General features: G+C 44.8%; 12 protein-coding genes and 4 tRNA genes. 6 read left to right on the top strand and 10 right to left on the bottom strand.

Going from position 1 to position 12,686, the window contains the following annotated elements:
* Window positions 1–5 precede the first annotated feature (5 nt).
* A complete protein-coding gene (gene arsC / locus K5L93_RS15900) occupies window positions 6–356 on the top strand; it encodes an arsenate reductase (glutaredoxin) (protein ID WP_220720711.1) in 351 nt (116 codons plus the stop codon).
* Entirely contained in the window at window positions 349–744 is a 396-nt protein-coding gene (locus tag K5L93_RS15895) for a DUF2069 domain-containing protein (protein ID WP_220720710.1), read from the top strand. Before arsC ends, K5L93_RS15895 begins: the two co-directional genes overlap by 8 nt.
* On the opposite strand, the gene hda is transcribed toward K5L93_RS15895, so the two are convergent.
* The 3 genes from hda to upp form a co-directional block, all read right to left on the bottom strand.
* Entirely contained in the window at window positions 741–1,445 is a 705-nt protein-coding gene (hda, locus tag K5L93_RS15890) for a DnaA inactivator Hda (protein WP_220720709.1), read from the bottom strand. The genes K5L93_RS15895 and hda overlap by 4 nt on opposite strands.
* Before the next feature lie 70 nt (window positions 1,446–1,515).
* A complete protein-coding gene (locus tag K5L93_RS15885; protein ID WP_220720708.1) occupies window positions 1,516–2,511 on the bottom strand; it encodes a DUF2066 domain-containing protein in 996 nt (331 codons plus the stop codon).
* Between the two features lie 39 nt (window positions 2,512–2,550).
* Window positions 2,551–3,177: a uracil phosphoribosyltransferase gene (gene upp / locus K5L93_RS15880; protein ID WP_220720707.1), complete on the bottom strand. Its 627-nt coding sequence runs from the start codon at window positions 3,175–3,177 to the stop codon at window positions 2,551–2,553.
* A 173-nt stretch (window positions 3,178–3,350) separates the two neighbouring features.
* On the opposite strand from upp, the gene purM reads away from it, so the two are divergent.
* Both purM and purN read left to right on the top strand, forming a co-directional pair.
* Window positions 3,351–4,391, top strand: a complete 1,041-nt coding sequence (gene purM, locus K5L93_RS15875; protein WP_220720706.1) for a phosphoribosylformylglycinamidine cyclo-ligase — start codon at window positions 3,351–3,353, stop codon at window positions 4,389–4,391.
* A gap of 8 nt (window positions 4,392–4,399) precedes the next feature.
* A complete protein-coding gene (gene purN, locus K5L93_RS15870) occupies window positions 4,400–5,041 on the top strand; it encodes a phosphoribosylglycinamide formyltransferase (protein ID WP_220720705.1) in 642 nt (213 codons plus the stop codon).
* A gap of 65 nt (window positions 5,042–5,106) precedes the next feature.
* Here the strand turns inward: purN and K5L93_RS15865 are convergent, their stop codons facing one another.
* Both K5L93_RS15865 and lpcA read right to left on the bottom strand, forming a co-directional pair.
* The gene (locus tag K5L93_RS15865) at window positions 5,107–5,871 is read right to left on the bottom strand and encodes a class II glutamine amidotransferase (RefSeq protein ID WP_220720704.1); all 765 of its coding nucleotides are present in this window, start codon (window positions 5,869–5,871) and stop codon (window positions 5,107–5,109) included.
* A gap of 37 nt (window positions 5,872–5,908) precedes the next feature.
* The gene (gene lpcA, locus K5L93_RS15860; RefSeq protein WP_152779719.1) at window positions 5,909–6,484 is read right to left on the bottom strand and encodes a D-sedoheptulose 7-phosphate isomerase; all 576 of its coding nucleotides are present in this window, start codon (window positions 6,482–6,484) and stop codon (window positions 5,909–5,911) included.
* A 214-nt stretch (window positions 6,485–6,698) separates the two neighbouring features.
* Here lpcA and fadE point away from each other — a divergent pair, with 214 nt between their 5' ends.
* On the top strand, window positions 6,699–9,170 hold the full coding sequence (gene fadE, locus K5L93_RS15855; RefSeq protein ID WP_220720703.1) for an acyl-CoA dehydrogenase FadE: 2,472 nt from the start codon (window positions 6,699–6,701) through the stop codon (window positions 9,168–9,170).
* A gap of 132 nt (window positions 9,171–9,302) precedes the next feature.
* Window positions 9,303–10,829 (top strand): HD domain-containing phosphohydrolase, encoded by a 1,527-nt coding sequence (locus K5L93_RS15850; protein ID WP_220720702.1) that lies wholly within the window; start codon window positions 9,303–9,305, stop codon window positions 10,827–10,829.
* A gap of 94 nt (window positions 10,830–10,923) precedes the next feature.
* On the opposite strand, the gene K5L93_RS15845 is transcribed toward K5L93_RS15850, so the two are convergent.
* The 5 genes from K5L93_RS15845 to K5L93_RS15825 all read right to left on the bottom strand — a co-directional run bounded on the left by K5L93_RS15845 (window position 10,924) and on the right by K5L93_RS15825 (window position 12,684).
* A tRNA-Asp gene (locus K5L93_RS15845) sits at window positions 10,924–11,000 on the bottom strand.
* A gap of 39 nt (window positions 11,001–11,039) precedes the next feature.
* Window positions 11,040–11,116: transfer RNA gene (locus K5L93_RS15840), tRNA-Asp, on the bottom strand.
* Between the two features lie 23 nt (window positions 11,117–11,139).
* Window positions 11,140–11,216 (bottom strand) — tRNA-Asp (locus tag K5L93_RS15835).
* A gap of 36 nt (window positions 11,217–11,252) precedes the next feature.
* Window positions 11,253–11,329: transfer RNA gene (locus K5L93_RS15830), tRNA-Asp, on the bottom strand.
* A 146-nt stretch (window positions 11,330–11,475) separates the two neighbouring features.
* Entirely contained in the window at window positions 11,476–12,684 is a 1,209-nt protein-coding gene (locus tag K5L93_RS15825) for a TIGR03503 family protein (protein WP_220720701.1), read from the bottom strand.
* Window positions 12,685–12,686 lie beyond the last annotated feature (2 nt).

Here is a 12,686-nt window from a genome sequence, read left to right as displayed (position 1 = left end):
CAAGCATGTCTACGATTAAAATCCTTCATAACCCGCGCTGCTCTAAAAGTCGCCAAACCTTGCAGCTTCTTCAAGAAAAAGGCATCGAGCCAGAAATTGTGCTTTATCTAGAAACACCTCCGAGTGAAGCAGATATCACCAAGATACTGGACATGATGCAATTTGAGCCTCGGCAGTTAATGCGCACTAAAGAGGCGCTCTATAAAGAATTGAATTTAGCCGATGCATCGCTTACTCCTGCTCAACTGGTAGCGGCAATGCATGCAAACCCTAAACTGATTGAACGCCCAATTGTGATTAATCGAGATAAAGCGCGCATTGGCCGACCACCAGAACAGGTGTTAGAGATTGTCTAAGCTAAGTACTTCTCAATTATTACTGATAGCCAAAAGCAGTTACTTAATGCTGCTGGCTTGGGTGCTATTATGGCATTTATGGCTATCACCACCAGTTGATATTAGTCTAGGTTTAATGTTGGCCTTTTGGGTCGTGCCATTGCTGTTCCCACTAAAAGGCATTCTGGCCGGTAAACCTTATACCTATGCCTGGAGTTGTTTTGTGCTGCTGCTATATGTGCTTCACAGCACCACGCTGTTAGTCGTGTCCGACACCGAACGCTGGTTAGCTGCAGTAGAATTAGTATTAGTACTCAGTGCGTTTTGGTTTGGGTTACAGTACGCGAAGTTTCGCGGTAAAGAGCTAGGGATAGGATTAAAGAAGCTAAAGGATAAAGCTAAAGACTAAAGCTCTAAGATCTCTTTCACAAAGGGAACGGTTAACTTTCGTTGAGCAGTAATGGAAGCTTGGTCTAACAGATCAAGCTTGTTTAGCAAAGTAGGCATATCACGCGATAAACGCTTTAACAGAAAACGAGCCACCTCTAATGGCATCTTCAAACCACGTAATTCTGCCCGTAGTTGCAAAGCACTCAGCTTTTGCTCGTCATCTAGCTCATGTAATTTATAGGTTACGCCCCAGTTTAAACGAGACTGTAAATCGGCCAAGGCAAAAGACAGCTGAGGTGCTGGCGCATTGGCGGTAACAATTAAACGGGTGGTAGACGCTAATTCTTTTCGGCGATTATAAAAATCAAAAATCGCCTCTTCCCAAGCCGAAATGCCCACAATCGCGTCAATGTTGTCTAAACACACCAAAGCCATACTTTCTAGACCCTCAAGCATTTTAGGAGACATAGCCGCATGACGCTCTAAGGGTAAATAAGCACTTGCTGCGCCAACGTCGGCCATTTCAGTGCAACTGGCATGCAACAAATGGGTTCGCCCCGACCCTTCACTGCCCCACAAATAAAGCATCCTCTCGCCTTTATCTAAAGCAAGATTGCGCAGTGCACTTAAAAGCTGTTGATTGTCGCCTGGGTAAAAACTCACCAAGGTTTCATCATCAGGTAAAAGTACAGGAAGTGATAATTGCGGGGAAAAGCTCAAATTGATAAATAATGGCTGATACAAAACTTACGGTATTGTACCAGCTCGCTATTAAGATGAAAAATTTTTGCTATTGGTAAAAATAAAACTTTGTTCGCGTTTCATCCGCTTGCAGGCGCGGGGCAATATCAAGTGAAGATTTAAGGTCTTCCCAAGGGCTAAGCAATTGCACCTCAAAAGTAAACGTGTCTTGTTTTACATTGTGTAAGGTTACTCTTGCCACACTAGGTTGCTGGTTAAGAAAGCGCTCCAGCTCAACATATTTGTTCATGCTGGTTATGTTAGTAAAGCTAACCAATATTGCTTCATCGGCATTCTCGCCTAATATCACGCCATAGCGTTCGGCCAAACTGGCGCTTACTGCACTCATAGCAGCTGCGCTAACGTCTGCTAGTGGCGCTTGTACTTGGCCGCTATCAAGTTGTATTTGGCTTGCGCTGTCTAACAATCGCCATTGGATCTGCCAATTTTGACCTTGCGGATATTGGCGAAAGCTCAGGATAAGTGGCACAGAATAACGCTCACTAGCTGCGTACAATGGGCCATCAAAACCGCCCCATACATCATTGACGCTCACCGCCATAGTATCTTCTAAATCCATAACAGGAAGGCGAACAGGTAAACCTAGTAGCTGCGCCCGTTTCCGGCCAGCCTCTAACCAATCTTGTTGAGCACTATCGGCTAACAATGCTCGGTTAAAGTTCTGCTCGCTGGCATACCACAATACGATATCTGGGCGTTGCTTTCCCCATAAACGCAATTGAGCTTGCATCAACAGCTGGTTTACTTTTGCTTCGTTAAACAGCACCGATATAGCATCGTCACGGTAAGCAAACTGTTGAATATACGGATTAATATTGGCTCTTGCTTTTGTGACCAATGGATTAGCATTGCTAGCTTGCTCCCCAGTTAAGCGCAGTACCAATAACTCGAAAGCATGTCGCTGATCTTGTTGGGTATCGCCAGTGGCTTGTGCCTCAATTCGGTAAAGTTCCTCTTGCAGCGAGGCTTGAACCGGCAACATCACCACTGCCAAACTAAGTACCAACAACCACTTTCTAATCACTGCGCTCTCCTAGAGATTCAATTAACTATTTTTGACGTTCTATTTAGTACCAAAAATCTTATCGCCGGCATCCCCCAAACCAGGAAGAATGTAGCCATGCTCATTTAGCTTTTCATCAATTGACGCAGTATACAAGACCAAATCAGGGTGTGCAGCCTCCAAAGCTTTTAAACCTTCAGGAGCGGCCACTAATACCAATACTACAATGTCTTTACAGCCTTGCTCTTTTAATAAATCGATAGTGGCAATCATAGACCCACCAGTAGCCAGCATAGGGTCTACTACAAGGGCCAAACGCTCATCAATTTGGCTAACAAGTTTATGAAAATAAGGAACCGGCTCTAAAGTCTCTTCATCACGGTAAATCCCAACCACACTGGTTTTTGCTGATGGCATATGCTCTAAAACACCGTCCATCATGCCAAGCCCCGCACGTAAAATAGGCACAACAGTAGCCTTTTTACCTTTAATTTGCTCTACCTTCACAGGGCCATTCCAACCGGCAATGGTCACTTCTTCTATTTCGAGATTGGCTGTTGCTTCGTAGGTTAATAATGCAGAAACTTCACGCGCTAATTCACGAAAACGCTTTGTGCTAATGTCAGCTTCGCGCATTAGCCCGATTTTGTGACGAACTAAAGGATGTTTTACTTCAACAACTTTCATCTCTATTCCTTTGATTTACCAAATTGTGAGCCGTTAGTTTAAATCAGACTCAATGGAGATATGTTAGCAAATATCAACAAAATGTCTTAGTTATCGTTTATTACTGTTACCAGGCCGCTAACACTGCTAAAATATCGCGAAATTTTTTTCTATGTTCGTTGCAAGGTAATCCCGTGACCAAACAAAACACCCCTCTGAGTTATAAAGATGCTGGCGTTGATATCGAAGCTGGTAATGCATTAGTAGAACGTATCAAAAGTGTTAGTAAACGTACCCAGCGCCCAGAAGTAATGGGTGGACTAGGAGGCTTTGGTGCATTGTGTCAATTGCCTACTGGTTACAAAGAGCCTGTATTAGTTGCTGGCACCGACGGCGTTGGAACAAAGTTACGCTTAGCACTAGATTTGGAAAAGCATGACACCGTTGGTATCGACTTAGTCGCAATGTGTGTAAACGATCTTATTGTACAAGGTGCTGAGCCGCTATTTTTCTTAGATTACTACGCAACCGGTAAACTTGACGTTGATACCGCAGCAGACGTTGTAAAAGGCATTGGTCAAGGTTGTGAGCTATCTGGCTGTGCCTTAATTGGCGGTGAAACTGCAGAAATGCCAGGCATGTACCATGGCGACGACTACGACATCGCAGGTTTCTGTGTGGGTGTTGTTGAAAAGTCAGAAATTATCGATGGCACCAAAGTAGCAAGCGGTGACGCGTTAATCGCTTTAGCTTCTAGTGGTCCTCATTCAAACGGCTACTCACTAATTCGCAAGATCCTAGAAGTATCGAATGCCGATCCTAAACAAGTTTTAGGTGATAGCACGCTAGGTGAAACCCTATTGACCCCAACAAAAATCTACGTTAAGTCGGTATTAGCCTTGCTTAAGCAATGTGAAGTACATGCTTTATCACATATCACTGGTGGTGGTTTCTGGGAGAACATTCCTCGCGTATTGCCAGCTGGCGCAAAAGCAGTGGTTGATGAAAATAGCTGGCAATGGCCAGAAGTGTTTAACTGGTTGCAAGAGAATGGCAACGTGGCTCGTGAAGAAATGTACCGCACCTTCAACTGTGGTGTAGGCATGGTTATCGCTTTACCAGAAGCTGAAGTAGACGCTGCTCTAGCTTTATTAGCAGAGCACGGCGAAACAGCTTGGAAAATCGGCCACATTGAAGATGTAGCTGAAGGCGAAGGCCAAGTAGAATTTAAATAGGGTAAATAATGGCACGCAACATTGTTGTATTGATTTCAGGTTCAGGGACTAACCTGCAAGCCATTATTGATGCCTGTAAAGAGGGGCGTATCAACGCCTCTATTTCTGCAGTAGTAAGCAACAAGGCCGACGCTTATGGCCTTGAGCGCGCTAAGCAGGCAGCCATTAACACGGTAGTTGTAAACCCTAAAGAGTATAGCGATCGCGAAAGCTATGACATGGCTTTGGCTGAGGTGATTGAGCAGCATAACGCTGACTTAATCGTGATGGCCGGCTTCATGCGTATTCTTAGCCAAGCATTTGTAGAACGTTTTAGCGGCAAGATGCTAAACATTCATCCCTCTTTGCTACCGAAGTACCAAGGTTTAAATACCCATCAGCGCGCCATTGATGCCCAAGACCAAGAACACGGTTGCAGCATTCACTTCGTCACCCCCGAGTTAGACGGAGGCCCGGTAATTTTGCAGGCCAAAGTTCCCGTATTTAGCGATGATGATGCCGAAACACTAGCAGCAAGGGTACAAGTGCAAGAACATGCCATATACCCATTGGTCGTTAATTGGTTTGTTGAAGGACGATTGAGCATGAAAAATGACAACGCCCTACTCGACGGCAATATACTCCCTAGTAGCGGCTACGCTAACTCATAAAAAAAGCGCCTAAAGGCGCTTTTTTCTATTTGTTTTAGCTTAAAGCTTAGTTAGCTTAAAAAGCTTTATTGCACTTCACCGTCTTTAAACAATACATAAGAGCCGCTAGCAATTTTTTGCCATTGTTCGTTATTGGTTAAAGGCTGAGTGGCAATCATTGTCACTACATCATTTGGCGTAGTTTCTTTATAAAAGTCGATGGTAACATCGGCATCTGCCAACTGAGCCTCGCCAAACGGCGCACGACGAGTGATCCAATGCAGGTTAGTTGAACAATAAGCCATCACAAACTCGCCATTGCTCAACAGCATATTAAATACGCCTTTTGCACGTAGCTGATCGGCTAGGCTCGCCACAAATTTAAACATGGCTTTCATGTTGGCGGGTTTACGTGGGTACTTAATACGCAGCTGTTCGAGGATCCAACAAAAAGCACGCTCGCTATCGGTTGCACCAATTGGCCTAAAAAAGCCAGTATCAAGCGCTTTATAACCCTTTAACTGACCATTGTGTGCGTAAGTCCAATTTTGTCCCCATAACTCACGGGTAAAAGGATGGGTATTCTCTAGAGAAACACACCCGCGGTTAGCTTGACGAATATGTCCTACTACTGCCTGGCTTTTAATCGGAAAAGCTTGAACCAACTCTGCAATTTTAGATTTACAACTTGGTGCAGGATCTTTAAAACTGCGACAACCCTTACCTTCATAAAAAGTAATGCCCCAGCCATCTACATGCGGGCCTGTCACTCCACCGCGCTGCACCAAGCCGGTAAAGGAAAAGCAAATATCGGTAGGAACATTGGCACTCATTCCTAGTAATTCACACATACAACCACTCGCTACTTAGATTACGGATATAACAGGCTTACTCAGCCATATACTTCTCAATTAACTGAATCAAGATATGAATCACTTTTATGTGAATTTCTTGAATACGGTCAGCAAAGCCAAAGTGTGGCACGCGGATCTCTACATCCGCTTGCCCAGCCATTTTGCCACCGTCTTTGCCAGACAAAATAATTACTTTCATACCTTTGGCTTTAGCCGCTTCTATCGCCTTAATGATATTGCCCGAGTTACCACTGGTGCTAATGCCAAAAAGAACATCACCAGCTTGACCTAATCCTTCAATATAGCGCGAGAATACATACTCGTAGCCATAATCATTACTCACGCAAGATAAATGGCTAGGATCTGAAATAGCAATAGCCGGATAAGCAGGGCGGTTTTCACGATAGCGGCCGGTTAACTCTTCGGCAAAATGCATTGCATCACAATGAGAACCACCATTACCACAAGATAATACTTTGCCTTGCTGCTTAAAGCTGTCAGCTAACAAGCGAGCCGCTTGTTCGATCGCGTCAATGTTTTTCTCATCGGCAATAAAAGCATTTAGAACAGTTACCGCTTCTTGTAACTCTTCAACTATCAAATTTTTCATCTAGGTTCCCTTATCTGGGCAAGGCTTATTTGCTGCACACTATAACGTTTTTTTTAGTCATAATCAGCGTTCTATTCAGCGCATAACTCAATTTATTAACTAAAAAATACAGCTAAACTTATGTTGATATTTTGTAAAAGACTTGAATTTTGTTAACTACTACGTTACAAATACCCAAAGAGGTCAGACCTCTTACAAGTCCAAGGAGAGATTGATGCAAAGTTACTTACCCCTTTTAGCTGCCATTGGTGGCCTGTTATTAATGGGCGGGCTCGCTTATTTTAGAGCTTCGTTACTGGCTTTTACCTTAGTGCTAACCGCCTCACTGGTTGCTTACAATTTCATATCGCCTTTTAGCGAGCTATTTTGGTTAGCCTATTTATTAATAGTAGGAGGCTTGAACTTTAAACCTTTGCGTCAACAGCTAATCTCTAAACCGCTGTTCAAAATCTTCAAAAAAGTGATGCCCGAAATGTCGCGTACCGAGAAAGAAGCCATCGAGGCGGGTACCACATGGTGGGAAGGCGATCTGTTTCGCGGGGCTCCAGACTGGAAAAAGCTTCATAGCTACCCGGCTCCGCGCCTGAGCCCAGAAGAACAAGCCTTCTTAGATGGTCCGGTTGAGCAAGTATGTGCGATGACTAGAGACTGGGAAATAACCCATGAGTTAGCAGACTTACCTGAAGAAATTTGGGACTTTTTAAAAGAACATAAATTCTTCGCCATGATCATCAAAAAGAAATACGGTGGCCTAGAGTTTTCTGCCTACGCGCAATCTTGTGTGCTACAAAAACTCGCCAGTATTTCCGCGGTACTCTCAAGCACTGTAGGTGTCCCCAACTCGCTTGGTCCAGGTGAATTATTGCAACATTACGGAACAAAAGAACAACAAGACCATTACCTCCCCCGTTTAGCTGAGGGTAAAGAAATTCCTTGTTTTGCCTTAACCAGCCCAGAAGCGGGCTCTGATGCGGGATCGATTCCTGATGCTGGAGTGGTTTGCATGGGTGAATGGCAAGGTGAACAAGTGCTAGGTATGCGAATTACTTGGAATAAACGCTATATCACCTTAGCACCAGTGGCCACTATTTTAGGCCTAGCATTTAAATTATCAGATCCCGACAAGCTACTTGGCGAGCAAGCAGAGCTTGGTATTACCTGCGCACTTATTCCAACCGACATTGAAGGTGTTGAAGTAGGTCGTCGCCACTTTCCGCTTAACGTTCCTTTTATGAACGGCCCTACCCGCGCTAACGACCTATTTGTGCCTATCGACTTTATTATTGGTGGTAAAGAAATGGCAGGCCAAGGTTGGCGCATGCTTGTGGAATGTTTGTCGGTTGGCCGTGGAATTACCCTGCCTTCTAGTGCAACCGGCGGCATTAAAAATGCGGCTTTAGCTACCGGTGCTTACGCTCGTATCCGTCGCCAATTCAAGTTACCCATTGGTAAAATGGAAGGAGTGGAAGAGCCTTTAGCTCGATTAGCAGGTAACGCCTACATAATGGGAGCGGCTTCTGACTTAACCGTAACCGCCATCGACCTTGGCGAAAAACCATCGGTGATTTCTGCCATAGTAAAATACCACCTAACCCACCGAGGCCAGCGCGCTAGCATTGATGCAATGGACGTAGTGGGCGGTAAAGGGATTTGCTTGGGTCCTAAAAACTTTTTGGCTCGCTCGTATCAAGGTGCGCCTATTGCTATTACCGTTGAAGGCGCAAACATTCTAACTCGTAGCATGATTATTTACGGGCAAGGCGCCATTCGCTGTCATCCATACGTGCTTGCAGAAATGGAAGCCACTCAACACCCCGATTTTAATCAAGGCTTACAGCAGTTTGATAGAGCGCTATTTAGCCACCTTGGTTTTGCCACCAGCAACTTTGTTCGCAGTTTTTGGTTTGGCCTAACTAGCAACAGATTAATTACCACCCCCTACTCCGACCAAACAGCTACTTATTACAAGCAGTTAACTCGCTTTAGTAGCAATTTGGCGCTGTTGTCTGATGTCGCTATGGGAACGCTAGGTGGTAACTTAAAACGTAAAGAACGAGTATCAGCACGCCTAGGTGACATGCTAAGCCAGCTTTATTTGTGTTCGGCCACTTTAAAGCGTTACGACGATGAAGGCCGCAAACAAGAAGATTTGCCTCTATTGCACTGGAGCATGCAAGACTCTTTGTTTCAATTACAGAATGCCCTAGATGAGTTACTGCTTAACTTCCCCAATAAATGGGTAGGTAAAGTAATGCGCTTAGTGATGTTCCCGCTAGGTAAGCCCTTCCATGCGCCAAGTGATGTGTTAGACCATAAACTTGCACGTATTCTACAAGAGCCAAGTGAAACCCGTAATCGCATAGGACAAGGGCGCTTTGATAGCCGAGTAGAAGGCAATGTTTATGGAGAACTAGAGCAAACCTTGGAGGATGTACTGGCTTGCGAAGCGCTATACGACAAAGTATGTAAAGCACTAGGCGAAAAACGTCCCTTCACTCAGCTTAATAAACTTGCCGACGAAGGCATAAAACTCGGTGTAATTAACGCCGAAGAAGCCGCCTTAATGCGCCGAACAGAGCAAGGCAGGTTGGCTGCAATTAACGTAGATGACTTTGACCATGAGCAGTTAGAGAATCGCCCTAGTCTAGCCAAAACAGACGCAGCGGATTTAGACTCCGTCGCTTAATACCAAAATTCATCAATCAAAAATAAGCGAGCAACAATAGCTCGCTTTTTTTTATCAGTATCAGAAGCAAGGCATTGAATTTGAGTCTAAAATACACTTAACTAAAAGAAAAACATAAGCAATGGATAGCGAATGAGCGACGACATCTTTTTACTAGATGACACAGCCACCGAAACTCAAGAGCAGCAAGATCAATGGAAACTATTGGTTGTTGACGATGAGCCGGAAGTTCACCACATCACCAGCATGACTTTGTCGCAGTTTGTTTTTGACAACAAATCGATATTATTTCTACATGCCAACTCAGCCCAAGAAGCCAAACTTATATTGGCACAACACAACGACATCGCCTTAATTCTATTAGATGTTGTAATGGAAACCGATGATGCCGGTTTATGTTTAGTTCGTTATATTCGCCAAGAACTTAAAAACCAAAGCGTTCGTATTGTGTTACGTACTGGGCAGCCGGGACAAGCGCCTGAAGATGAAGTGGTAGAAAACTACGACATTAACGACTACAAGGACAAAACCGAACTCACCTCTCAAAAACTACGCACTCTAATTCGAGCAAGCTTACGCTCTTACCGCGATATTTGTTCGCTGGAGAAACATAAACTGGGCCTAGAAAAAGTTGTTAAGGCCTCGCGCGGCATATTCGAAAAAAATGCTTTGTTTACTTTTGTTGAAGGCGCCTTAGAACAACTGGCTGTAATACTAAATTTAGAAGATAGCTGTATCTATCAAGTTGAGCAATACGCCTACCAGGTTAATGCAGCCCAATTGCAATTACTGGCTTACCAAGGACAACAGCGCCCAAGTAAAGCACATCAGCAACTATCAGAATTTCCTGATACGCAGCAAAAAATATTCAGCCAAGCAATAGATCAAAAAACCAATGTATTTCAGGATAACGCCTTAGCGATTTACTGTGAAAATAGCGCTTACAACTTATTATTTTATATCACTAGGAATACGCCGTTTAACCAAGCAGACCAGCATTTCATTAACTTGCTTAGTGAAAACATCGTGGTTGCTTTAGAAAACATTCGGCTTAACGAAGTGATTAGCACCAACCAAAAAGAAGTTCTATATCGCCTAGGGGAAATCGTTGAAACCCGCTCTAAAGAATCGGGCATGCACGTTCGACGAGTTGCCCTTTTTACCGTTTTACTCGCCGAGTTACTTGATTTACCAGCCATGAAAGTTGAACAGTTAAAGCTGGCATCCCCCTTACATGATGTAGGCAAAGTGGCCATTCCCGACGCAATACTGCATAAACCGGGCAAACTTACCCCCGAGGAATGGGAAGTCATGCAAACCCATGCTGCCATTGGCGAAAACATGCTTAAAGACTCAAATATTGAAGTAATGCAACTTGCTTCGGAAATCGCTGGCTCGCACCACGAGAAATGGGATGGCAGTGGTTACCCAAGAGGCTTAAAAGGTGAAGAGATCCCAATTAGCGGCCGTTTAACCGCCATTGCTGATGTGTTTGATGCCCTAGGCAGCATACGCTGTTATAAAAATGCCTGGAATGACCAAGAGATTATTGAGTATCTGGAGCAACAACGCGGTAAACAGTTTGATCCTCAGCTTGTGGATGCGCTGCTCAACAACTTTGCTCGATTTGTAAAAATTAGAGATAAGTATCAAGACTAAGCCTACTAATTAAGGCTTTGAGTAAACCTTAAAGCCTAATCACCCAAATTTCAGGCACAAAAAAACCTCGCTTAACGAGGCCCTTGTTTAGTAGTGGCGGAGTGGACGGGACTCGAACCCGCGACCCCCGGCGTGACAGGCCGGTATTCTAACCAACTGAACTACCACTCCGCATATACTAACGTCACGATTGTATTACTACTTTAATGCTGGCGGAGTGGACGGGACTCGAACCCGCGACCCCCGGCGTGACAGGCCGGTATTCTAACCAACTGAACTACCACTCCTACGCATTAAATTGTTTCGTCGTTGGCGGAGTGGACGGGACTCGAACCCGCGACCCCCGGCGTGACAGGCCGGTATTCTAACCAACTGAACTACCACTCCGCTACATCGAAACATTACACACAGACTAAACAGACTTGGCGGAGTGGACGGGACTCGAACCCGCGACCCCCGGCGTGACAGGCCGGTATTCTAACCAACTGAACTACCACTCCGCAGAACCATCTCGTCTGGTGCGGCGCAGATAATACGGTTATGCCTATTACGAGTCAACAAAGAATTACCTTATTTCTTTAAAAACCCGTTCAAGCGCTGATGTTTTAGCCAAAGCGTCGAGCTTTTAGCCAAACCCGCCCACAAATCATTCCGACGGCATCTTTAAGCTACTGGCTTCATCCATTTTAGGCTCTGGGCTTAGTTCCGCTGTAGTCGCTTCTCTAGCGCCTTTTAATGCCGCCTCAAAGGCCTTACGTTTTCGCCACCATATGAAACCAAAGGCAGCACCTGCTAACAGCAAAAATCCAAAGACATAAAGTAAAATAACTAGCCACAGCGACATTTCTGGCTCTGGAATAACCACCTCTTCTATTACTACTGGCGCTGGAGGCGGTGGCGGCGGAGGAAGGATCACAAAGTCTTCCTCAGGCAAGTCGATAACAATTTCGCGATTTTGAATAGTGGTGGCTAACAATGTCCCCATCACTCGGTAGCGCCCTTGCTCGGTAGGCGTAGGAAGATCTACGGTAAACTCATCACTCTCAGCATAAGTTTGAAAGTCCTGCTCCCAACCAACGTTATTATAAACTTTACCGCTGATAACCACTGACTCAGGCCTAATTTCGTCAGTATCTATCACCAAAGCCATCCGTGCTTGACGCTCTTCATCTTTAGGCGACATAACCTTTATTTCTATAGGATTGGGATATATCAACACAGGGAAGATTTGCGCTCGCGTAAAAACCTGATTTAAAGTACTGACAATCATTTCATACTTGCCAGGGCGGGCTTCTAGCTTAATAAAAGTAGTAAACACGCCATCGTCGGCATACTCATCATAATCTTTGCCATTATCAAAAAACTTACCTAACTCATCGCGACGCACTTCTACAGTTTGGTCTTCGAGCAATTGCTGGCGCATCAATGCAACATTCATTAGTGCTTCTTGTAGCATGACTTCTAAGTCAATCCGCTCCCCTTTACTACTTAGGCGCGCCGTTACACGCAAACGCTCTCCTTGATAGAGTTGATGAGGGATCGGGTCAACGCTTAAGTCGATATCACTGAGAATACGAATGCGGTTACGGCCTTTGTTTTCAGCCACTGCCTGCCAAGGGCCTCGCATCGGATTTTCAATGGTCACAATGTCCAACTCGTCAGTTTCTAACCAACTCACGTTTTGTGGTACATCCCAAGCGTAAATCTTACTACCATCGGGGCGCACTAAAATAGCGGCTGGAGAACCAGGTGAGCGATAGAGAAGAAAAGTGGCCTTATCAATAGATTGATCGAGGCGAAAGCGGTTATCGATTAAAGGAATGTCTCGATTTTCGAATACAGTTGATGCTTGCACAG

Origin of the sequence: Agarivorans litoreus (assembly GCF_019649015.1) — a bacterium.
Lineage (GTDB): Bacteria > Pseudomonadota > Gammaproteobacteria > Enterobacterales > Celerinatantimonadaceae > Agarivorans > Agarivorans litoreus.
This window is presented reverse-complemented; position numbering and strand designations above follow the sequence as displayed.